At 71.5% G+C, this 21,027-nt stretch carries 25 protein-coding genes; 14 read left to right on the top strand and 11 right to left on the bottom strand.

The genetic code is table 11. The features are described from left to right. Window positions 1-4 precede the first annotated feature (4 nt). Entirely contained in the window at window positions 5-1,306 is a 1,302-nt protein-coding gene (locus BM041_RS11220) for a glycosyltransferase family 4 protein (protein WP_245762033.1), read from the top strand. After that, on the top strand, window positions 1,303-2,496 hold the full coding sequence (locus BM041_RS11215) for a glycosyltransferase (protein ID WP_092959390.1): 1,194 nt from the start codon (window positions 1,303-1,305) through the stop codon (window positions 2,494-2,496). Before BM041_RS11220 ends, BM041_RS11215 begins: the two co-directional genes overlap by 4 nt. Here the strand turns inward: BM041_RS11215 and BM041_RS11210 are convergent. The 8 genes from BM041_RS11210 to BM041_RS11180 are packed head-to-tail and all read right to left on the bottom strand — an operon-like array spanning window position 2,400 to window position 9,398. Next, a complete protein-coding gene (locus BM041_RS11210) occupies window positions 2,400-4,082 on the bottom strand; it encodes a dihydroxyacetone kinase family protein (RefSeq protein ID WP_092959388.1) in 1,683 nt (560 codons plus the stop codon). The two genes, BM041_RS11215 and BM041_RS11210, sit on opposite strands and share 97 nt — an antisense overlap. Window positions 4,083-4,124: 42 nt before the next feature. After that, a complete protein-coding gene (gene ccmI, locus BM041_RS11205) occupies window positions 4,125-4,925 on the bottom strand; it encodes a c-type cytochrome biogenesis protein CcmI (RefSeq protein WP_092959386.1) in 801 nt (266 codons plus the stop codon). Continuing rightward, the gene (locus tag BM041_RS11200; protein ID WP_092959384.1) at window positions 4,922-5,422 is read right to left on the bottom strand and encodes a cytochrome c-type biogenesis protein; all 501 of its coding nucleotides are present in this window, start codon (window positions 5,420-5,422) and stop codon (window positions 4,922-4,924) included. The genes ccmI and BM041_RS11200 overlap by 4 nt, the downstream gene beginning before the upstream one ends. Next, entirely contained in the window at window positions 5,419-5,985 is a 567-nt protein-coding gene (locus BM041_RS11195) for a DsbE family thiol:disulfide interchange protein (protein ID WP_092959382.1), read from the bottom strand. The genes BM041_RS11200 and BM041_RS11195 overlap by 4 nt, the downstream gene beginning before the upstream one ends. Further along, on the bottom strand, window positions 5,982-7,955 hold the full coding sequence (locus BM041_RS11190) for a heme lyase CcmF/NrfE family subunit (protein ID WP_092959380.1): 1,974 nt from the start codon (window positions 7,953-7,955) through the stop codon (window positions 5,982-5,984). The genes BM041_RS11195 and BM041_RS11190 overlap by 4 nt, the downstream gene beginning before the upstream one ends. Further along, window positions 7,952-8,476 (bottom strand): cytochrome c maturation protein CcmE, encoded by a 525-nt coding sequence (ccmE, locus tag BM041_RS11185; RefSeq protein ID WP_092959378.1) that lies wholly within the window; start codon window positions 8,474-8,476, stop codon window positions 7,952-7,954. Before ccmE ends, BM041_RS11190 begins: the two co-directional genes overlap by 4 nt. Further along, window positions 8,476-8,631, bottom strand: a complete 156-nt coding sequence (ccmD, locus tag BM041_RS29955) for a heme exporter protein CcmD (protein WP_139226025.1) — start codon at window positions 8,629-8,631, stop codon at window positions 8,476-8,478. Before ccmD ends, ccmE begins: the two co-directional genes overlap by 1 nt. Next, on the bottom strand, window positions 8,628-9,398 hold the full coding sequence (locus BM041_RS11180; protein WP_092959376.1) for a heme ABC transporter permease: 771 nt from the start codon (window positions 9,396-9,398) through the stop codon (window positions 8,628-8,630). Before BM041_RS11180 ends, ccmD begins: the two co-directional genes overlap by 4 nt. Window positions 9,399-9,553: 155 nt before the next feature. Here BM041_RS11180 and BM041_RS11175 point away from each other — a divergent pair, with 155 nt between their 5' ends. From BM041_RS11175 to BM041_RS11140, 8 genes are all read left to right on the top strand, one after another. After that, window positions 9,554-9,844 carry a YciI family protein gene (locus BM041_RS11175; RefSeq protein WP_092959374.1) on the top strand — a complete coding sequence of 97 codons (291 nt, stop codon included), beginning with the start codon at window positions 9,554-9,556 and terminating at the stop codon, window positions 9,842-9,844. Next, window positions 9,844-10,278: an EVE domain-containing protein gene (locus BM041_RS11170; RefSeq protein WP_092959372.1), complete on the top strand. Its 435-nt coding sequence runs from the start codon at window positions 9,844-9,846 to the stop codon at window positions 10,276-10,278. Before BM041_RS11175 ends, BM041_RS11170 begins: the two co-directional genes overlap by 1 nt. After that, the gene (locus tag BM041_RS11165; protein ID WP_092959370.1) at window positions 10,275-10,637 is read left to right on the top strand and encodes a Rieske (2Fe-2S) protein; all 363 of its coding nucleotides are present in this window, start codon (window positions 10,275-10,277) and stop codon (window positions 10,635-10,637) included. Before BM041_RS11170 ends, BM041_RS11165 begins: the two co-directional genes overlap by 4 nt. Before the next feature lie 58 nt (window positions 10,638-10,695). Continuing rightward, complete coding sequence (locus BM041_RS11160) at window positions 10,696-11,145, top strand: antitoxin Xre/MbcA/ParS toxin-binding domain-containing protein (RefSeq protein ID WP_175533872.1); 450 nt, start codon at window positions 10,696-10,698, stop codon at window positions 11,143-11,145. Between the two features lie 5 nt (window positions 11,146-11,150). After that, window positions 11,151-11,642, top strand: coding sequence for an RES family NAD+ phosphorylase (locus BM041_RS11155; protein ID WP_092959366.1), 492 nt, complete (start codon window positions 11,151-11,153; stop codon window positions 11,640-11,642). Window positions 11,643-11,748: 106 nt separating this feature from the next. Continuing rightward, the gene (locus BM041_RS11150) at window positions 11,749-12,042 is read left to right on the top strand and encodes a superantigen-like protein SSL4 (protein WP_092959364.1); all 294 of its coding nucleotides are present in this window, start codon (window positions 11,749-11,751) and stop codon (window positions 12,040-12,042) included. 193 nt (window positions 12,043-12,235) lie between these two features. Beyond that, complete coding sequence (gene acs, locus BM041_RS11145; RefSeq protein ID WP_092959362.1) at window positions 12,236-14,176, top strand: acetate--CoA ligase; 1,941 nt, start codon at window positions 12,236-12,238, stop codon at window positions 14,174-14,176. Between the two features lie 135 nt (window positions 14,177-14,311). Further along, window positions 14,312-15,142, top strand: a complete 831-nt coding sequence (locus tag BM041_RS11140; RefSeq protein WP_092959360.1) for an NADPH-dependent oxidoreductase — start codon at window positions 14,312-14,314, stop codon at window positions 15,140-15,142. A gap of 116 nt (window positions 15,143-15,258) precedes the next feature. Here the strand turns inward: BM041_RS11140 and BM041_RS11135 are convergent, their stop codons facing one another. Then, complete coding sequence (locus tag BM041_RS11135) at window positions 15,259-15,966, bottom strand: UTRA domain-containing protein (RefSeq protein ID WP_092959358.1); 708 nt, start codon at window positions 15,964-15,966, stop codon at window positions 15,259-15,261. Further along, window positions 15,963-16,919 (bottom strand): isopenicillin N synthase family dioxygenase, encoded by a 957-nt coding sequence (locus BM041_RS11130; RefSeq protein WP_092959356.1) that lies wholly within the window; start codon window positions 16,917-16,919, stop codon window positions 15,963-15,965. The genes BM041_RS11135 and BM041_RS11130 overlap by 4 nt, the downstream gene beginning before the upstream one ends. A gap of 171 nt (window positions 16,920-17,090) precedes the next feature. On the opposite strand from BM041_RS11130, the gene BM041_RS11125 reads away from it, so the two are divergent. From BM041_RS11125 to BM041_RS11110, 4 genes are read left to right on the top strand one after another with little or no spacing between them, the layout of a single operon-like run. Continuing rightward, on the top strand, window positions 17,091-17,933 hold the full coding sequence (locus tag BM041_RS11125; protein ID WP_245762032.1) for a transporter substrate-binding domain-containing protein: 843 nt from the start codon (window positions 17,091-17,093) through the stop codon (window positions 17,931-17,933). A 3-nt stretch (window positions 17,934-17,936) separates the two neighbouring features. Continuing rightward, window positions 17,937-18,551, top strand: a complete 615-nt coding sequence (locus tag BM041_RS11120; protein ID WP_217648685.1) for an amino acid ABC transporter permease — start codon at window positions 17,937-17,939, stop codon at window positions 18,549-18,551. Next, window positions 18,548-19,201, top strand: coding sequence for an amino acid ABC transporter permease (locus tag BM041_RS11115; RefSeq protein ID WP_092959354.1), 654 nt, complete (start codon window positions 18,548-18,550; stop codon window positions 19,199-19,201). The genes BM041_RS11120 and BM041_RS11115 overlap by 4 nt, the downstream gene beginning before the upstream one ends. Continuing rightward, window positions 19,201-19,938: an amino acid ABC transporter ATP-binding protein gene (locus tag BM041_RS11110; protein ID WP_092959352.1), complete on the top strand. Its 738-nt coding sequence runs from the start codon at window positions 19,201-19,203 to the stop codon at window positions 19,936-19,938. Before BM041_RS11115 ends, BM041_RS11110 begins: the two co-directional genes overlap by 1 nt. A 72-nt stretch (window positions 19,939-20,010) precedes the next feature. On the opposite strand, the gene BM041_RS11105 is transcribed toward BM041_RS11110, so the two are convergent. Then, window positions 20,011-20,847 carry a hypothetical protein gene (locus BM041_RS11105; protein WP_092959350.1) on the bottom strand — a complete coding sequence of 279 codons (837 nt, stop codon included), beginning with the start codon at window positions 20,845-20,847 and terminating at the stop codon, window positions 20,011-20,013. Between the last annotated feature and the right edge of the window lie 180 nt (window positions 20,848-21,027).

The raw sequence follows: 21,027 nt of genomic DNA, 5'->3' as shown, positions 1-21,027 counted from the left end.
GGCAATGGCACCGACGGCGATGGCGCTCCGCATCCTGTACCTGCACCAGCATTTCTCGACGCCGGACGGCGCGACGGCGACGCGCGCCTACAACCACGCCGCCGCCCTGGCCGCGGCGGGGCACGCGGTGACGCTGGCCTGCGGCCGCTATGCCGGCGCCGCCACCGGGCTGGACGGCCCCTTCCGCCGCGGCGCCCGCCGCGGCCCGGTGGCGGGGTTCGAGGTGGTGGAATTCGACCTGCCCTATGGCAATGCCCAATCCCTCGCGCGCCGCAGCATGGTCTTCCTGCGCTACGCGCTGGCGGCGTCCCGCCTTTCGCTCGGCCAGAGCTGGGACCTTGTCATCGCCTCCTCCACCCCGCCCACCGTCGCGATCCCCGCGCTGCTGGCCCGAAGGCTGCGCGGCACGCCCTTCCTGTTCGAGATCCGCGACCCCTGGCCCGAACTGCCGGCCGCCCTGTCGCGCCCCGGCCCCGGCGGCGGGGCAAGCACGGGCAGCGGCGGCGTCCCGGGCGCAATACTGGGCGCGATCGGCCGCCTGGCGGACGCCGCCTGCCGCCGGGCCGCCATCGTCGTCGCGCTGACGGAGGGCATGGCCCGCACCGCCCTGGCCCGCGGCACGGACCCGGACCGGCTGCGCGTGCTGCCGCAGGGCGCGGACCTCGCCCTGTTCGGCCCCGATGCCCGGCCCTGGCGCCCCGCGGAGGCGCGGGAGGGGGAGATGATCGCGGTCTATGCCGGCGCCCATGGCCGCGCCAACGGGCTCGGCGTGCTGCTCGATGCCGCGGCACTGCTGCGCGCCACCGGCATCCGTATCCTGCTGGTGGGCGATGGGGCGGAAAAGCCGGCGCTGGTGGCCCGCGCGGCGGCGGAGGACCTGCCCGTGTCCTTCCTGGACCCCATGCCGAAGCGCCGCCTGGCCGGGCTGCTGGCCGGGGCGGATGTCGGGCTGCTCTGCCTGGCGCCGGTGCCCGAATTCGCGGAATGGACGGCCCCCAACAAGCTGGCGGAATGCCTGGCGGCGGGGCTGCCGGTGGTGACGAATGTGCCGGGCCGCGCCCAGCGCCTGCTGGCGGAAGGCGGCTGCGGCCTGACCGTGCCGCCCGGCGATGGCGCCGGGCTGGCGGCGGCGCTGCTCGCCATGGCGGATGACCCGGCCCGCCGCCGCGTGATGGCCCGCGCCGCCCGCGCCCTGGCGGAACGCCATTTCGACAGCCGCCAGATCGCCGCGCGCCTGGTGGCGACGGTGGAAGCGGCGGCCGGCCATGCCCCCCTCTCGGCCATCCGCGCGGCCCTGGCCCCGTGACCCCGCCCGCCATCCTGATGCTGTCCGCCGCCCATCCGCCGGATGATGTGCGGATCGTCGCCAAGGAAGGCGCGGCGCTGGCCGCGGCGGGCTTTCCGGTGCGCCACCTGGCGCCGGGCCCGGACGGTGCGACCAGGCTGCTGCATGGGGTGGCGCTGCAGACCTATCCCCGGCCCGGGCCCGGCTGGTGGGCGCGCCTGCGCGGCATCCCGGCGCTGGCCCGGCGCGCCGCGGCGCTGCGCCCAGCGGTGATCCATGCGCATGAACCGGACAGTTGGGCGGCGGCGCTGCTGGCGGCGCGGCGCTGCGGGGCGCGGGTGGTGCTGGACGTGCACGAACACTACCCCTCCCGCCTCGACCCCGTGCTGCCGCGGATGCTGCGACCCTTCGGCCGGGCGCTGGTCGCCACCGCCTGCCGGCTGCTGGCATCCCGCGCCGATGCGGTGGTCGTGGCGAAGGATGGGCTGGAGGGATGGCTGGGCGGCCTGGCGCGCTGCACGCCCGTGCGCAACTACGCCACCCCCGTGCCCGTCACGCCGCGCCGGCACCGCGCGGGGCCGCTCACGCTGCTGCACCTGGGTGCGCTGACCCGCGCGCGCGGCGCCTTCATCATGCTGGATGCGCTGGCCCTGCTGCCGCCCGGCACCCGGCTGCGCCTGATCGGCCGCTTCACCGATGGCAGCGAGGCCGCCTTCCGCGAACGCAGCCTGGCGCTCGGCCTGGCGGCGCAGGTGGAATACCTGGACTGGATGCCGAGGGAGGAGGCGCTGGCCCTGGCGGCGGAGGCCGATATCGGTCTGGTGCTGTTCCAGCCGGGGGTGGAGAACCACCGCCTGGCCCTGCCCCACAAGCTGTTCGACTGCATGCTGGCCGGCCTGCCCGTGATCGTGCCCGGGCTGGCGGAGGAAGTTGCCGCCATCGTCCGCAGCGCCGATTGCGGGCTGACCGTGGACACCGCCGATGCCACCGCGGTGGCGACCGCGATCCAGGCGCTGTCGGACCCGGCGGTGCGCAACGCCATGGGGCGGCGCGGGCGGGATGCCGCGCTGACCCGCTTCGGCTGGGCGGGGGAAGCGGCGCGGCTGGTCCGGCTCTACCGCCTGCTCACGCCTTCCTCCAATGCGGCCATCCAGGCGGCGATCGCCGCCGCCCCCGCATCGGTGTGGCCGAGCGCGCGGTCACCGAGGTAGCTGGCCCGGCCGAGGCGCGGGCGCATCGCGGCCGTGGCAGCGGCACCCGCCTCCGCCGCCCGCGCCGCTGCCGCCAGCGCGGCGGCGCCCCCGCCGGGAAGGGCCGCCCGGAAGGCCAGCGCCGCGGGGTGCAGCGCATCCAGCATCGTCCGGTCCCCGGGCCGCGCGCCACCGAGTCCGCTGATGGCCTCCACCGCCGCCTCCAGCGCCGCCGCCCAATCGGCGGGGGCAGGCTGTGCGGGCAATGCACGGGCGGCGCGCAGCAGCGCGGTGGCGTAGAAGGGGCCGGATGATCCGGCGATGGCGCGGCGCAGCGCCGCGGCCATCGCCGTCAGGACCGTGGGCGCATCCGCGAAGGCGCCATCGGGCAGGGCGCGCAACGCCGCCGCACCGCGCGCCAGCGACAGGCCGAGGTCGCCATCCCCCGTCGCCGCATCCAGCGCCGTCAGCCGCGCCTCCGCCCCTTCCAGCGCCGTCGCCACCGCCAGCACCGCATCACGGATCGCGGCATCGGCCGTGCCGGTGAAGGGGTGGGGCGGCGCCTCGGCCGGGGCGATGGTCGCGCGCGCCGCCGGGATCATGCCGCCGCCCGGCCAGGCCGGCGCGCTGGCCGGCGCATCCAGCCGCGCCAGCAGCCCATCATCCAGCGTGAGGATCGAGAAGGAGCATCCCGGCATCTCCAGCGCCGAGAGCATGGTGCCGCACCAGGCGCGCGCCACCGTCACGCCGCGGGCGCGCAGCGCGGCCAGCGCCTCCCGCGCCATCAGGGCCAGTTCCATGGGCGGCGTGCTGCCGAGCCCGTTGACCAGCAGCGCCACGGGCCTGCCCGGCGGCCACGCCATCTCCGCCAGGATGCGGTCGACCAGCGTCGCCGCGATGTCCCGCGCGGGGGCGAGGGGCAGGCGCGCCACCCCCGCCTCCCCATGGATGCCGAGGCCGAGTTCCATCTCGCCCTCCGGCAGGTCGAAGCCCGGGCGCCCGGCGGCGGGGACGGTGCAGGCGCCGAGTGCCACGCCCATGCTGCCCAGCGCCGCCGCCGCCGCGCGCGCTTCGGCCGCGACCGCTTCCAGCCCCAGCCCGGCGGCGGCGGCGGCGCCGGCGACCTTGTGGACCAGGACGGTGCCGGCGATGCCGCGGCGGCGCGCGGGCTCCACCGTGCCGGCCAGCGCGACGTCATCCGCCACCACCGCGACCTCGCAGGCGATGCCCTCCGCCCGCGCCAATTCGGCGGCGAGGCCGAAATTCAGCCGGTCCCCGGTGTAGTTCTTGACGATGAGCAGCGCGCCAGGCGGGCCCGCGACGGCGCGGATGGCGGCCAGCACGGCATCCACGGGCGGGCTGGTGAAGACATCGCCGGCCACCGCCGCATGCAGCAGGCCGGGGCCGACATAGCCGGCATGGGCGGGTTCATGCCCGGCGCCGCCGCCCGAGATCACCGCGACCTCCCGCCGCTCCGCGAAGGGCGGCAGCGCGGCGCGGAGGATGACACCCTCCTCCGCCAGCAGCGCCAGGCCGGGCGAGAGATCCGCCAGGCCTTCCAGCATCTCCCGCACCGTGGCGCGGGGGTCGTTGAGGAATTTCCGCATGGCGCTCTCTCCCTTTGCCGGGAGTGTAGCGCCGCGAAAGCCTCAGGGCAGTGCCTGCAATTGGCGTTCCACCACCGGCCGCCAGGGCGCCTCCGGCGGCGCATCCGCCAGCAGCGCCTGCCAGGTGCGGCGCGCATTGTCGGCCCGCCCGGCGCGCGCCTCCGCCAGCCCGGCCAGGAAGCGCAGTCGCGGTTCGCGGGGGGAGGAGCCGAGCGCGCGGGCGATCAGCGCGGCGGCGGCGGCGTGTTCGCCGCGCTCGATCTCAAGCTCCGCCAGGTCGGCGGCCAGCGGGCCGTCGAACCGCGCATCGAGGGCGGTGCGATAGGCGCGTGCCGCTTCCTCCAGCCGCCCGCGGGACCGTTCCGCATTGCCGAGCAGGATCTGCCCCTGCCGCGCCGCGTCGCTGGAGGGATCGAGCATGGCGAGGCGCCCACGCAGCGTATCCAGCATCGCGTTCTCCTCCTCCGCCAGGCGCTGGCGTTCCACGAAGGGGGCGGCGGGCATATCCGGCACCCCGCGCACGAGGTAGAGGCCGAGCGCGGCGGCGGGCACCAGGAACACCATGGCGGCCAGCACGGCGCTGGTGTGGCGGGTGCCGAATTCGGGCGCATCCTCCTTCGGCGCGGCCAGGATGCGGCGCTGCACTTCCAGCGTCGCCGCCTGGTGCTGCGCGGCATCGAGCCGCCCGGACTCCCTCTCCCGGTCCAGCTCGGCGAGTTGCGCACGGTAGAGCGCCAGGTCGGCCTCCGCCCGGCCACGCGCCCGACCCGGGCGCAGGAGGGTGACGATCAGGGGCGCGAGCGCGAGCAGCGCCACGGCACCAAGCAGCAGCCAGAGAGTCACGCGCGCGTCCCGTCCCTTGTTTCAGCATCCAGCGCGGCCAGGCGGCGCTTTTCCTCCTCCGTCAGCGGCGCCGGCGGCGCGGGCTGCGCGGAACGGCGGCGGGAGAGGAGGATGAGGGAGAAGCCGATCAGCAGCGCCACCACGGGCGTGGCCCAGAGCGCCGCGGTGGACCAGGTGAAGGGCGGCCGCAGCAGGACGAAGTCGCCGTAGCGCGCATGCAGGAAGTCCCGCACCTGCGCATCGGTGTAGCCCGCGGTGATGCGTTCGCGGACCACCAGCCGCAGGTCGCGCGCCAGCGCCACCTCGCTGTCCTCGATCGACTGGTTCTGGCAGACCATGCAGCGGATCTCGCGCCCCAGCGCGCGCGCGCGCTGTTCCAGCGCCGCATCCGGCAGCATGTCGGCGGGGTTGGTCGTGGCGTGGGCCACGCCCGGGACCAGGATCGCCGGCGCCGCCAGCGGCGCCAGCAGCGCGAGGGCGAGGAGGAACCTCTTCATGCCGCGTACCGCTGCAGCAGCGGCCGGAGGTCCTGGGCCAGCACCTCATCCGTGATGGGGCCGGCATAGCGCCAGCGGATGATGCCCTGGCGGTCCAGCAGATAGGTCTCCGGCACGCCATACAGGCCCCAGTCGATCGCGACGCGGCCCGGTTCGTCCCTGGCCAGCCGCCGGAACGGATTGCCGTGGCGGCGGATGAACTGGAGGCTGTCCGACGGCTTGTCCTTGTAGGCGATGCCCAGCACCGGCACGCCTTCGCGCGACAGCTTCATCAGCTGCGGATGCTCGATGATGCAGGGCACGCACCAGCTGGCCCAGAAATTCACCAGCAGCGGGCGCGTGAAGGTGCGGAGGTCGGCGGCGCCGAAACCCTCCACCCCGCTTTCCTCCAGCGCCGGCAGCGTGAAGTCCGGCGCGTGCTGGCCGATGAGGGCGGAGGGCACTCCACGCGGGTTGTAGACGCCCCGGCGCTGCCGATCGAGCGCGGCGTAGAAGCCCACCCCCCCGGCCGCGGCGGCGGCGAAGGGGGCCAGCAGCAGCAGGCGCCTCGTCGTCGGCGTCATTCGGCCGGCACCATGCGCGCGGTGGCGCGGTTGGGGGCGGAGACGCGGATCCGGCGGTCGGCCAGCGACAATCCGCCACCCAACGCCATGATGGCGGCGCCGAGCCAGATCCAGGGCGCCAGCAGGTTGTAGTGCAGGCGGATCACCGCCTTGCCCGTGCCGGCCTCCTCCTCCCCGATCACCGCGTAGAGGTCGGCGATCAGGTTGGTGCGGATGGCGACTTCCGTCGTGTTCTGCCGCGCGATGGGGAACCAGCGGCGGGACGGTTCCATGACATGCACCACGGCGCCGTCCTTGAGGAGGGAGATGGTGGCGCGCCGCGCGGTCCAGTTCGGACCCTCCACGTCGCGCACGCCTTCCAGCCGCCATTCATAGCCGGCGAGCGTGGTGGATTCGCCCGGCGCCAGCGCCACCATGCGTTCCTGCGCGAGCCCCATGCCCGCGATGCCGGCGGCGCAGATGCCGACGCCGGCATGGGCGATGGCCGCCCCCCAGGCCGCGCGGGGCAGGCCCTTCGCGCGGTTCCAGGAATTGCCCAGGTTGGTGCGGAACAGCGCGGTGCGATCCGCGATGTCGGCGATGGCGGCGCCGACGACCCAGGCCGCGAAGGCGAAGCCCACGGCCGGCATCACCTTCTGCCCGCTCAGCAGCAGGGCCAGGAAGAAGGCGGCAAAGCCGATCACCGCGCACCACCACAGCCGCATGACCACGGAGAAGAGCTGCGCGCGCTTCCACGGCATCAGCGGCCCCGCCGCCATGGCCAGCAGCAGCGGCACCACCAGCGGGAAGCTGGCGGCATTGAAGAAGGGCGGCCCGACGGAGACCTTCATGCCGAACAGCGCATCGGCGAACATCGGCCATAGCGTGCCGACGAACACCACCGCGGTGATCGAGCAGACCAGCAGATTGTTCAGCACGATCGCGCCTTCCCGCGACACCGGCGCGAAGATCCCCGTGGGGATCATGGCGGAGGCGCGGAAGGCAAACAGCAGGAAGGCACCGATGACATAGACCATCAGCAGCGCGAGGATGAACAGCCCGCGCTCCGGATCATTGGCGAAGGAATGCACGCTGTTCAGCACGCCCGACCGCACCAGGAAGGTGCCGAGCAGCGACATGGCGAAGGCGATGATCGCCAGCAGGATGGTCCAGGTCTTCAGCGCGTCCCGCTTCTCCACCACGATGGCGGAATGCAGCAGGGCGGTGCCGATCAGCCAGGGCAGCAGCGACGCATTCTCGACCGGGTCCCAGAACCAGTAGCCGCCCCAGCCGAGTTCGTAATAGGCCCACCAGGACCCGAGCGCGATGCCGAGCGTCAGGAAGGACCAGGCCGCCAGCGACCAGGGCCGCACCCAGCGCCCCCAGGCGGCGTCGACGCGCCCCTCGATCAGGGCGGCAATCGCAAAGGCGAAGGTCACGGCATAGCCGACATAGCCGACGTAGAGCAGCGGCGGATGCATCGCGAGCCCGATATCCTGCAGCACCGGGTTCAGCCCCTGGCCATCCGGCGGCGGCGGCCACATCCGGTCGAAGGGGTTGGACGTCTTGATGGTGAACATCAGGAAGCCGACGGAGATCAGCCCCAGCACGCCCAGCACCCGCGCCCGCAGCGCCGTCGGCAATTCGCGCCCGAAGCCGGACACGGCGGCACCGCAGAGGCCGAGGATGTTGACCCAGAGCAGCAGCGAACCCTCGTGGTTCCCCCAGGTGCCGGTGATCTTGTAGAGCAGCGGCTTCAGGGAATGGCTGTTCTGCACGACGTTCAGCACCGTCGTGTCGTTGATGACGTAGACGTAGACGAGGCAGGCGAAGGACGCGATCAGCGCCAGGCACTGCCCGACCGCCAGCGGCGCGGCGGAGGCCATCATCCGCCCGTCGCGCACATGCGCGCCGATCAGCGGCAGCAGCGCCTGCGCCAGCGCCAGCACCAGGGCGAGGGCGAGGGCGAAATGGCCGAGTTCGGCGATCATGATCCGGTCCTCCCCGGCGCGGCGGGCCGCGCGGGGTCCAGGGTGTTCCAGGTGGCGGGCGGGGGCGCGGCGCCCTGGGCGGGGTTCCAGTGGCCGGACCGCTTCAGCGCATCGGCGACCTCGGGCGGCATGTAGGTCTCGTCATGCCGGGCCAGCACCTCGCTCGCGCGGAAGGTGCCATCGACCATGCGGCCCATCGTCACCACGCCCTGGCCTTCGCGGAACAGGTCGGGCAGCACGCCCTGGTAGGCAACCTGGATGACATGCGCCCCATCCGTCACGCGGAAGCGCACCGTGGGCCGCTGGCCGGACACCGCGGCATCGCGCTCCACGCTGCCGGCCTCCACCAGGCCGCCGAGGCGGAAGGCGCGGTCCGGGCCCGGCTGCTGCGCCATGACATCCGACGGCGAGCGGAAGAAGACCAGATTGTCCTGGAAGGCCGTCAGCGTCAGCGCCGTGGCGCTGCCGAGGCCGAGCGCACACAGCAGCAGGATCCACATCCGGCGCTTCTTGCGCGTCATCATGCATCCCTCCCGCGGCCATCGCCGCGCGGGTCAAGGCGTTTCAGGGTGGCCGCCGCCGCGCGGCTGCGCAGCATGGCGGCGATGGCGAGGCCGCCGAAGGTCGCGAGCGTCAGGCCCCAGGAAGCGGTGACGTGGATCCAATGCGTGGTCATGCCGTGCCCTCCGCCCGCCGCGCCCGCGCGGTCTGCAATGCCCTCACGCGGCGTTCCATGACGGCGCTGCGGGTGCGCGCCAGCACCACCGCGGCGAAGAGCAGCGTGAAGCCCAGCGCATTGACCAGCAGCGGATAGAGCAGGTCCACATGCATCCCCGGCGCATCGATCCGGGTGACGGAGGCCGGCTGGTGCAGCGTGTTCCACCAGTCGACGGAGAATTTCACGATCGGCACATTCACCAGCCCGACCAGCGCCAGGATGGCGCCTGCCCGGGCGCCGCGTTCCATGTCATCGAAGGCACGGACCAGCGCGGCATGGCCGAGCCAGAGGAAGAACAGCACCAGCACGCTGGTCAGCCGCGCATCCCAGACCCACCAGGTGCCCCACATCGGCTTGCCCCAGAGGCTGCCGGTGGCCAGGCAGAGCGCCGTGACGGCCGCGCCCACCGGCGACAATTCGCGCGCGGTCAGGTCCGCCAGCGGGTGCCGCCAGATCAGCGACATGATCGACAATACGCCAAGCCCCGTGTAGCCGCCCATCGCCAGCCAGGCCATCGGGACATGGACGTGCATGATCCGCACCGTCTCCCCCTGCTGCCAATCGGGCGGGGAGAAGAACAGCGCCCAGGCGGCGCCGATGCCGGTCACCAGGATGGCGGAGGCCCAGAGCCAGGGCATCAGCGCATCCGTCATCCGCAGGAATCGGCCGGGATTGGCGAAGCGATGCAGCGACCGTGCCCCGCCCGCGGTCGCGGGGGGGTTCATACGGGGCTCGCCCGGGGGGTTTGATCCCGCGGGCGGCGAAAGGGGTCTGGCGTCCACGCCCATAGACTAGGGGTGGTTGGCGCCGGATTGAAGCCGGGCCGCAGGGGCGTTACGTCCCTTTCGTGACCGACGCGGTCCGAAGGAACCCTCCGCCCATGCTTTTCGCCATTTCCTGCACCGACAAGCCGGCGTCCCTGGCGCTGCGGATGGAAACCCGTCCCGCCCATGTGGACTATTTGAAGCAGCACGCCGCCAGCTTCGTCCTGGTCGGCCCGGTGCTGGATGCCGAGGGCAAGCCCTGCGGCAGCCTGCTGGTGGTGGATGTGGCGGACCGCGCGGCGGCGGAGGCCTTCGCCGCCGGCGACCCCTACGCCAAGGCCGGGCTGTTCGAAAGCACGGTCATCCGCCCCTTCCGCACCGTCTTCAAGGACGGGGTCGCCGCCTGATGAGCAGCCGGTCCTACTGGCTCGTGAAGTCGGAGCCCGACGCCTTCTCCTGGGACCAGCAGGTCGCCAACGGGATCGAGCCCTGGACCGGCGTGCGCAACCACATGGCCAAGGCCAACCTCAAGGCCATGAAGACCGGCGACCGTGCCTTCTTCTACCATTCCAATATCGGGAAGGAGATCGTGGGCGTGGTGGAGGTGGCGCGCGAAGCCTATCCCGACCCCACGGTGCAGCCCGACGATCCCAAGGGCGACTGGGTCTGCGTGGACATGAAGGCGCTGATGCCGCTGAAAACGCCCGTGACGCTGGCCACCATCAAGGCGGACCCGACGCTGGCCGAGATCGCGCTGGTCCGCATGTCCCGCCTTTCCGTCATGCCGATCGCGCCGGAACACTGGAAGGCGCTGTGCAAGCTGGGCGGGATCAAGGCGTGAGCGAGGTTTCCGCCAGTGAACGGGTGCTGTGCCGGGTGGAGGACATCCCGGATGGCGAAAGCCGCGGCTTCGCGCCGGCGCCGGGCGCCTTCACGGGGCTCTTCGCCATCCGCCGGGGCGCCTCCGTGCTGGTCTATGTCAATTCCTGCCCGCATGTCGGCCTGCCGCTGGACCCCGCGCCGAACCGCTTCCTGGACGCGAAGCGCGCCCACATCGTCTGCTCCGCCCATGGCGCCCGCTTCCGGATCGAGGATGGCGAATGCTTCTCCGGCCCCTGCTACGGGGAAAGCCTGGAAGCCGTGCCGGTGAGGATCGACGCGGAGGGACAGGTGATCGTGCCGGCGGAGGCGGGGCTGTAGCCGCCGGTCCAACTGACCCCCTATGATGGGCTCACCTGATCCCGGAGCCTTGCCCGCCATGTATCCCGTCGAGGTCGCCAAGGTCGCCGCCGCGCTGGGCGGCACGCGCACGCTGCGGGCCGACCTCCGGTCGCTTGGCGAATTGACGGCGGCGGTGGAGCAGGGCTTTCCCCGTGGCGTGGTGCGCGCGCTCGCCACCGCCGTGGTGCCGGGTGGCGACAAGGGCTCCACCCTCCGCCGCCGGGTGGAGGCGCTGGTCGCCTCCCCCGCCACGCTCAAGCGCAGCCCCCGGCTTTCCGCCGCCGCGAGCGAACGTGCCGAACGCCTGGCCCGCATCGCGGCGCTGGCCACCCAGGCGCTGGGCGAAACGGGCGAGGCCCAGGCCTGGCTGACGGAACCGCACCCCCTGCTCGGCAACCGCCCGCCGATCGAGGTCGCGGCAACGGACCTCGGCGCGCGGCAGGTGGAACGCCTGCTGGTCAACATCGAATACGGGCTGCCGGCCTAGCCTCGGTGCGTGTCTATCGCCTCGGCACCGCGCAGCACCCGGTCTGGGATGGGCTGGGCGCCGCCTTGCATGGCGGGCGTTGGAACCCGCCGGGCCGGCCGGTGATCTACGCCGCCGCGACCCTGTCGCTCGCCATGCTGGAACGCCTGGCGCAGCGCCGGAACCTCGGTGGCACCTTGCTGGTGGAGGCAGCGGTGCCGGACGACCTGGCCATCGAGGATCTCTGCGCCGCGCCGCCGCTCGGCTGGCGAAGCCCCGGCAGCCCGGAGGCCGTGGCCGCTGGCGCCGCCTGGCTTGCAGCAGGGCGCACCGCGCTGATGCGCGTGCCCTCCGCCCTGGTGCCGCGGGAGGCCAACATCGTCATCAACCCCGCCCATCCCGATGGCGCGCGGATCATCGCCGGCCCGGCGGAGCCGCTGGACTGGGACCCGCGCCTGTTCGGCATCCCGGCCCTCGCCACCGTTCCGCCGCCATCGCCACGCGGCCGCCGCGCCTGACCTGAAAACACCTTGGCGGCGCCCAAGGCCCGACACGGGGCATGTCCATTCTCTGTCTTGCGCCAGACACCACGGCGCAAACCCAAGGCCCAAAGGACTGCCTCCGATGCGCTCCCTCTCCCGCCTGCCCCTCGCCGCCACGCTGCTCCTGATCGGTGCGGTCCCGGCCTTCGCCCAGGGCTCCAGCGGTACCGTGACCTCCACCGCCCCCGTGGCGACGACCCGCCCCGCCGTGACGGCGCCCGCGGCGCCGACGCAGCGCCCGACCCAGGCGGCGACGCCGGCCAACCCCGGCGGCAGCGCCCAGGCCACCGCCCCGGCGGCGCGCCCCGCCACGCAGGGCCAGCAGGCTCAGCCGGCCACCCCGGCAGTGCCCCAGGCGCCCCGCGCGACGAACTGAGCCTGGCTACCGCTTCCCTCTCTCTCCCCAACTCGGCCGCCGTCCCCATCCGGGGGCGGCGGTTTTCTCTTTTTCCGTCCCAAGCGTTACCGATTCACGCTGCATCGCGGGACCGGTTGACGCATATCAAGGCCCATGGCCCATTCGGGACCTACGAACCCGCCGCAAGGCCGGATAAAGGTTGGGGACGCCCATGTCTGACGCATTGATCGCCGTGAAGCCCGAGATCGCCGCCCGCGCCCATGTGGACGCCGCGACATACAAGGCGATGTACGAAGCGGCCTCGGCCAGCCCCGATGCCTTCTGGGCGGGGGAATCCAAGCGCGTCGCCTGGATGAAGCCCCCCAGCATCATCAAGAACGTCGATTTCGGCGGGACCTCCGGCAAGGTCTCCATCAAGTGGTTCGAGGATGGGGTCCTCAACGTCACGGAATCCTGCCTGGATCGGCATCTGGCCACCCGCGGCGACCAGGTGGCGATCATCTGGGAGGGGGATGACCCCAACGCCGACGCCAAGGTCACCTACAAGGACCTGCACGCCCGCGTCTGCCAGCTGGCCAATGCCATGCGCGGCCTGGGCGTGAAGAAGGGCGACCGCGTCTGCATCTACCTGCCGATGATCGTCGAAGCCGCCGTCGCCATGCTGGCCTGCGCCCGCATCGGCGCGGTGCACTCCATCGTCTTCGGCGGCTTCTCCCCCGACAGCCTGTCCTCCCGCATCCAGGACAGCGATTGCGTCCTGCTGATCACGGCCGATGAGGGCCGCCGCGGCGGCCGCAAGGTGCCGCTGAAGGTCAACGCCGATGAGGCGCTGAAGACCTGCCCCTCCATCCGCCACGTCATCGTCGCCAAGAACACCGGCGGCACCGTCGCCATGCAGGAAGGCCGCGACCATTGGTGGCATGACGCCTGCGACAGCCAGCCGAAGACCGCGACGCCGGAGCCGATGGGCGCGGAGGACCCGCTGTTCATCCTCTACACCAGCGGATCGACGGGCAAGCCGAAGGGCGTGCTGCACACGACGGGCGGCTACCTGGTCTGGGCGTCCTTCACGCACCAGAACGTCTTCGACTACCGCGATGGCGAGATCTACTGGTGCACCGCCGATGTCGGCTGGGTCACGGGCCACACCTACATCGTCTACGGCCCCCTCGCGAATGGCGCGACCACGCTGATGTTCGAGGGCGTGCCCAACTACCCGACCGTGTCGCGGTTCTGGGAGGTGATCGACAAGCACCAGGTCAACATCTTCTACACCGCCCCCACCGCGATCCGCGCCCTGATGCGGGATGGCGAGGCGCCGGTGAAGAAGACCAGCCGCAAGTCGCTCCGCATCCTGGGTTCGGTCGGCGAGCCCATCAATCCCGAGGCCTGGCTCTGGTACTACCGCAATGTCGGCGACGAACGCTGCCCGATCGTGGACACCTGGTGGCAGACGGAAACCGGCGGCATCCTGATCAGCCCCCTGCCCGGCGCCATCGCCCAGAAGCCCGGCTCCGCCACCCTGCCCCTGCCCGGCGTGAAGCCCGCGCTGGTGGACAATGACGGCAACGTCCTGGAAGGCGCCACCGAGGGCAACCTGGTGCTCACGGACAGCTGGCCCGGCCAGATGCGCACGGTCTATGGCGACCATGAGCGCTTCCAGCAGACCTATTTCTCCACCTTCAAGGGCACCTATTTCACCGGCGACGGCGCCCGCCGCGATGCCGATGGCTATTACTGGATCACCGGCCGCGTGGATGACGTCATCAACGTCGCCGGACACCGCATGGGCACGGCGGAGATCGAAAGCGCGCTGGTCGCCCATCCCAAGGTGGCGGAGGCCGCCGTCGTCGGCATGCCGCATGAGATCAAGGGCCAGGGCATCTACGCCTATGTCACGCTGAAGGCCGGCGAGGAGCCGACCGAGGCGCTTCGCAAGGAGCTTGTCGCCTGGGTGCGGAAGGAGATCGGCCCCATCGCCAGCCCCGATGCCATCCAATGGGCCCCGGGCCTGCCCAAGACGCGGTCGGGCAAGATCATGCGCCGCATCCTTCGCAAGATCGCGGCGAATGAGACGGATGCGCTGGGTGATACCTCCACCCTGGCGGACCCCGCCGTGGTGCAGGAACTCGTCGACAACCGCGTCGGCTGACTGAGGATGGTCCAGGGCCGTCACGGCCCTGGCGAGAGGGTCGAAGGGGGAGCAGCGCTCCCCCTTCCTGCCGCCAAGGGGGGTAGCCCTCCGCCCCCTCCCCATGGATACCTGTGCGCAACACAGGAGCCTTCCATGGACCAGCAGCCCTCTCCCCTCCCCGCCGATTTCCAGTCCCGCTATGGCGGCGCCGCCCCGGCGGTGGAGCCGCCGGTGAATGCGGTGCTGGAGGCGATGCTCGGCCACCGCTCCGTCCGCGCCTATCTGCCCGATGCGCTCGCGCCGGGGGTGCTGGAGACGCTGGTCGCCGCCGCGCAATCCGCGCCGACTTCCTCCAACCTCCAGGCCTGGTCCGTGGTCGCGGTGGAGGACCCCGACCGGAAGGGTCGCCTTGCGGACCTGTCCAACAGCCAGCGCTTCATCCGCCAGGCACCGCTGTTCCTCTGCTGGGTCGCGGATCTCTCGCGCCTGACCCGGCTGGGGGAGGCGCATCAGCGCAAGCTCGAGGGTCTCGACTACCTCGAGAGCTTCATGGTCGCGCTGGTCGATGCCGCGCTGGCCGCGCAGAACTGCGTGGTGGCGGCGGAGAGCCTCGGGCTTGGCACCGTCTATGTCGGCGCGCTGCGCCATCATCCGGAGAAGGTGGCGGCGGAGCTGAACCTGCCCCCCAACGCCTTCGCCGCCTTCGGCCTGGCCGTCGGCCATCCGGACCCCGCCGTGCCGGGCGCGGTGAAGCCGCGCCTGCCTCAATCCCTGGTCCTGCACCGGGAGCAGTATGGGATCACCGACGAAGGCGCGGCGATCGCGGGCTATGACAAGGCGCTCGGCGATTTCTCCCAGGCTGTCGGCATGGGGAAGCAGGACTGGACGCAGCGCATGATCAGCCGCGTCGGCACGGCGGCGGCGCTGTCCGGCCGCGACCGGATGAAGGATGCGCTGACCGCCTTGGGTTTCGGGCTCAAGTGATTCCCGGGGAAGGCGCTGCCTTCCCCGAACCCCATCCGCCCCCTGTGGAAGATTTGGGGGGCAGAGCCCCCTGGACCATCATCAATGGGATAATCTGGCGGCAGCGCCCCCTGCCGCTACAGTGTCGCCCTTCCCGCAATCTCGAACCGGTTCGCCGGCTGCACGAGGCGGGAGAAAGTCATCGCCTGTCCGTCCGTGAAGGTGGTGCGCTGGATCACCAGACAGGGCTGGTCCCGCGCCACCGCGAGCAGCCGGGCCAGCGCGGCGTCGGGCAGGATGGCAGTGATGGACTGCTCCATCGCCGTCGCGTTTCCGGCGCGGACCAGATGCGCGAAGGTCGTCTCCGCCCGGTAATCCCGCTCCAGGTATCCCGGCGCGTAGCCCGGCCTCAGCCAGCGTTCCTCCCGCTGGATCGGCGCCCCGTCGCCGAGGTGCAGGATGGCGCTGTGGGGCACGGGCGCGCCGGGCGCCATCACCAGTGCGGCGGCAGCTTCCGCCGGGGCGGGCGTCACGCCGAGGCGCAGCACGCGGCAGCTCCAGGCCATGCCGCGGGCCGTGATCTCCTCCGCGATGTCCTGGATGGTCATCAGCCCGAAGCGCGGCCGGGCGCGGGCGACGAAGGTGCCCACGCCCTGCACCTTCCGCAGCAGCCCTTCCTGCGCCAGTTCCGCGAAGGCGCGGTTCACCGTGATGCGGCTGACGCCGAGTTCCGGCCCCAGCGCGTTCTCCGACGGGATCTTCGTATCCGGCGGCCATTCGCCACTCAGGATGCGCCGCCGGACATGGTCCTTGACCGCGGCGTAGCGCGGCTGCGGAGGGGTCATCCCTGCTTGCGGTAGGCGAAGGCCTGGGCGAAGCGGCCGAGGATATGCTCCCCGCAGGTCGTCGGCGGGTAGTGCGGGTCGGTCGCGCCCAGCGCGCGCGGATCGACGGGCGCCGAGAAATCCGGGTCGTAGAAGGTGGCGACGGACATGCGTTCATGCCCGCTGCGGTTCACCACGCGGTGCGGCGTGCTGGCGAAGCGGTCATTGCTCCAGCGGCCCAGCAGGTCGCCCACATTCACCACCAGCGTGCCGGGCAGGGGCGGGGCGGGAATCCAGGCGCCGGTCTGGCGTTCCCGGACCTCCAGCCCTCCGCTGTCATCCTGCCAGAGCAGGGTGATGCAGCCGAAATCCGTGTGCGGCGCCACGCCGAAGCCATCCGTGTCGTCCGGCGCCTGGGGCGGGTAGAAGATCGCCTGGGTGCGCTGGAGCGGGGTCTTGTAGTGGGGCGCGAAGAAGTCGCGATCCAGCCCGAGGCTCAGCGCCACGGCGCGCAGCAGCTTCGCCCCGCAGGCGCCGATCGCGGCGAAATAGGCTTCCATCGCCGGCGCCAGTTCCGGCACCTCCGCCGGCCAGTTGTTGGGGCCGCGCAGCTTCTCCCCGGCCAGTACCGTGGGATGGTCCGCCGGCAGGTCGAGCCCGATGGAGAAGAACTCCTTCAGGTCGGGCTTCTTGGCACCCTCCATCACCGCGCCACCGGCGGCGTGCCAGCCGCGATGGATCAGATTGGCCTTGGTGCGCGCCTTGACCTCCTGCGGCAGCAGGAAGAAGCGGCGCGCGGCGGCCATGGCGGTGGCGATCACCGCCTCATCCACCCCGTGGTTCCGCACATAGAAGAAGCCCGGCCCCGTGCAGGCGGCGTTGATGGAAGCCGCCACCGCCGCCTCCCCCCCGGGGCTGTCCAGTGGCGTGAGGTCGATGACCGGCAGGCTGTTGTTTCCAAGCTGGTGCGTCATGGTGCAAGCTCCCGCCACGGTTGGGCTTGATACGCAGGGAAGGCGACCCTACGGTCATGACCTGTCATGTCAACAGCCCCGCGCAGACGGGGCGGCGATCAGACGAACGGGGAAGACGCCGGCACGGCCCGGACCGAATTCACACGAGGCCCAACGGCCCAGGAGACGATGATGACTGCCTTCACCCCGACCCGCCGCCAGGCGGGGCTGACCGCGGCTGCGGCCCTCTTCGCGCCCATGCTGGCGCCCCGCTTCGCCCACGCGAACAATCTGGAGAAGGCGCGCCGCGCGGGCGAGCTGATGATCGCGACCGAACTGCACTTCGCCCCCTTCGATTTCACCGAGGGTGGCCGCCAGGTCGGCATGAACAGCGAGCTTTTCGCCGAAGTCGGCCGCGCGCTGAACCTGCGCATCCGCTTCCAGGACCTGCCCTGGCCGGGCGTGCTGCCGGGCCTCGAGGCCGGGCGCTTCGACCTGGTCGCCGGCCCCGCCACCATCACCCGCGCGCGGATGGAGCGCTATCGCTTCACCGCCCCCATCGCGGACGCCACCGTCGCCCTGCTGAAGCGCGCCAACGATTCCAGCATCCAGAAGCCGGAGGACATCAACGGCAAGATCGTGGGCTCCGCGCAGGCAACGGCGCAGCTGACGCAGCTGCAGAACTTCATCGCGGCCAACAACCTCAACGTCCAGATCCGCGAATACCAATCCTTCAGCGAGACCTATGCGGACCTCGCCGCCGGCCGCATCGTGGCCGTGGCGAATTCCCTGCCCAACATCGCCTATGTCGCGCAGCAGCGCCGCAACGTCTTCGCCGTGGTGAACCCGCCCTTCGGCGCCAAGGTCTATTTCGGCTATCTCGGCCGGAAGGATGCCGACACCGCGCCGCTGCTGGACGCGATCGATGGCGTGATCGACGCCATGCGCACCGATGGGCGCCTGGCCGCGCTGCAGACCAAATGGTTCGGCCAGTCCTTCGAAGTGCCCGCGCGCGTCGTCGAAGCCAACGCCTAGACGTTGGACTTCATCGCCGAAGCCCTGCCGCCCATGCTCTGGGCGGCGGGGAACACCGTCTGGATCTCGGCCGTGGGCATCGCCCTCGGCCTGGTCCTTGGCGTGCCCATCGCCGTGGGGTGCGAAGCCCGGCGCGCCTGGGCGCTCACCTATGTCAGCTTCTTCCGCGGCGTGCCGCTGCTGATCCAGCTGATGCTGGCCTATTACGCGCTGCCCTTCCTCGGCATCGACCTGCCCGCCTGGTTCGCCGCGACGGCGACGCTCGGCCTCTGCTGCGCGGCCTATATGGCGGAGATCATCCGCGGCGGCTTCGCGCTGGTGCAGAAGGGGGGGCTGGAGGCCGCGCGGCTGCTCGGCCTGACGCCGCGGCAGATCCTGCTCCGCATCCGCCTGCCCATCGCGCTGCAGGCCATGCGCCCGGCGGTCATCAACGAAGCGATCCTGATCGTGAAGGCGTCGTCGCTCATCTCCGTCGTCGGCATCCTGGAGTTGACGCGGAGTGCCCAGGCCATCGCCTCCTCCACCTTCGAACCGCTGCCGGCCTATGCGCTGTGCGGGGCGATCTACCTGGCGATGAACCTGCTGCTGATGATGTTCGCACGCGGAAGACCCGCATGATCCAGGCGCTGAATGACAGCCTGATCGCCGCGGCGCAGGGCCTGCCGATGACGCTGGCGCTCTGGCTCGGCGGCGTCGCCATCGGCATCGTCGCGGGCTTCCTGATCGGCGCGGTGCGCTTCTTCGCGCCGCTCGCCCTCACCTGGCCGCTGGCCGCCCTGGTGGAGGCGGTGCGCGGCACGCCCTTCCTGGTCCAGTGCTTCCTGCTGTATTTCGGCGGCCCCTTCATCGGCATCGACCTCTCGCCGGTGGTGGCCGGCCTGGTCGCGCTCTCCGCCTATGGCGCCGCCTATTTCTCGGAGGTCTTCCGCGCCGGCTTCATGGCGGTGCCGAAGGGCCAGCTGGAAGCCGCGCGCATGCTGGGCCTGTCCCGCCCGCAGACCGTGCTGCGCATCATGCTGCCGGTGATGGCGCTGGCCGTGCTGCCGTCGCTCGTCAACCTCGCCGTCATCCTCATCAAGGAAACCGCCGTGCTGTCCATCATCACGGTGCCGGAGCTGACCTTCCGCGTGCAGGGCGTCGGATCCGCCACCTTCGCCTTTGCCGAGACGACGCTGGTGCTGGCCCTGGTCTATTGGGCCCTGACGGAGGCGACATCCTGGGCCGCGCGCGGCCTGGAACGCCGCATCGAACGCCGGATGGCCGCGTGATGAATCCCGTCCTTCAGGTCCGCGCCCTCGAACGCCGCGTCGGCGACGTGGAAATCCTGCGCCGCATCAGCCTGGACGTGATGCCGGGGGAGGCGATCGGCGTCATCGGGCCGAGCGGCTCCGGCAAATCCTCCCTCCTCCGCTGCATCGCGGGGCTCGATCCGATCTCCGGCGGCGACGTGCTGGTGGAAGGCCGCACGGCGAAGCCCGGCGACGGCGCCATCGGCATGGTGTTCCAGCAGTTCAACCTCTGGCCCCACCTCACGGCGCGGGACAACGTCGCCCTAGCCCTGAAAGTCGTCCGCGGCATGCCCGCGAAGGACGCCGATGCCAAGGCGGAAGCGGCACTCACGAAAGTCGGGCTCGGGGCGCTCGGCGCCCGCAAGCCGGCGGCACTGTCGGGCGGGCAGCAGCAGCGCGTCGCCATCGCACGCACGCTGGCCATGGAACCGCGCGTGCTGCTGTTCGACGAACCGACCGCGGCGCTCGACCCCGAACTGACGACGGAAGTGCTGGACGTGATCCGGACGCTCGCGGCCTCCGGCGTCACCATGCTGGTGGTCAGCCACGAGATGGGCTTCGTCGCCAGCCTCTCCACCCGGGTCGTGTTCCTGGACCACGGGGTGGTGGTGCAAGCCGCGCCTCCCGGGGAGGTGTTTGGCGGTGGCGGCGAACCGCGGGTGAAGACCTTCCTGAAGACCTATCTGGAACGGGTGGCCTGGACGAAGGACGCGTAACCAGTGGCCCGGGGGAAATGCTGTTTCCCCCGATACCCCCTATGCCAGGCCCGAGACGGGCCTGGACCGTCATCAGTTGGCCGATGCGCGCTGAGTGCCGAGATACGCGCGGACCGTCTCCCAGGCGACGCGCTGCAGATGGGCAGCGGTGTCGGCATCCAGGCCGGCCGTGTAGCGGTTGCCCTCGGGATTGCGGCCGAAAACGGCGGCATAGGTCGTGGCGGCGGCCAGATAGGTGCCGGCCAGGCTCGGATGCCGCAGGTCGGACACATAGAGGTCCAGCGCCGGACGCTGCGCGATCGAACGCTCGAACGCCAACCCCGCCGGGATGACCAGCGCGTTGTTGGCATTGCCCACGGCCGTATAGGCGGCGGCGAGACCGGCCATCATCTCCGGCTTGTCCTTGTAGGCCCAGGACATGAAGAACACCGGCTCCGCACCCTGGCCGCGCACCGTCGCACTGTGGCGCCGGGCATAATCCTCGAACACCGGCGACAACTGCGGATGCACCGGACACAGGCTGCAATCCATCATGATCGCCAGGTCGAACAGCTTGCCCGGCGGGCGGAAGACGATGTTGTTGCGGGCATCGAAGCCATAGCTCGCCACCGCATCGGGGCGAAAATAGCTGGCCACGTCATGCCACTGCATGTTGGACCCGCCGATGCCGACCAGCGTGGACCGGAACGGCCCCATCGGCTCCCCACCCCGGATGAAGCCCGTCAGGTGATTGGTAATGCCGTTGTTGTAGTAGAAGAAGCTGTTGCCGATGAAGATGGCCGAGGCCGGCGCCTCCACCCGCGTCACCGCCGGGCGCGCGGGCGCCTGCTGCGCCAGCGCCGGCAGCGCGGCCAGCACCGCGAGCCCGCCCACCACCAGGCCGCGGAGGCCCTTCCGGAAACCGATCATGGCATGTCCCTCCCAGGGTCCGGCGGCCCTTGCGGCCTGCCTGACGCGAAGGATAGGCGCAGCCCGACGCCGGCGTCACGCCCCGCAGGTTACCTCCCGGCATAAAGATATCCTTATATCTGGTAGGTACATCTGGCCTTCCCGGCCGTTGCATGCTACCCGGCGGCCCACAACCCGCGT

The sequence above is a fragment of the Falsiroseomonas stagni DSM 19981 genome (genome assembly GCF_900114315.1).
Lineage (GTDB): Bacteria > Pseudomonadota > Alphaproteobacteria > Acetobacterales > Acetobacteraceae > Falsiroseomonas > Falsiroseomonas stagni.
Note: the sequence above shows the minus strand (reverse complement) of the source record. Positions and strands in the feature narration are given on the sequence as shown.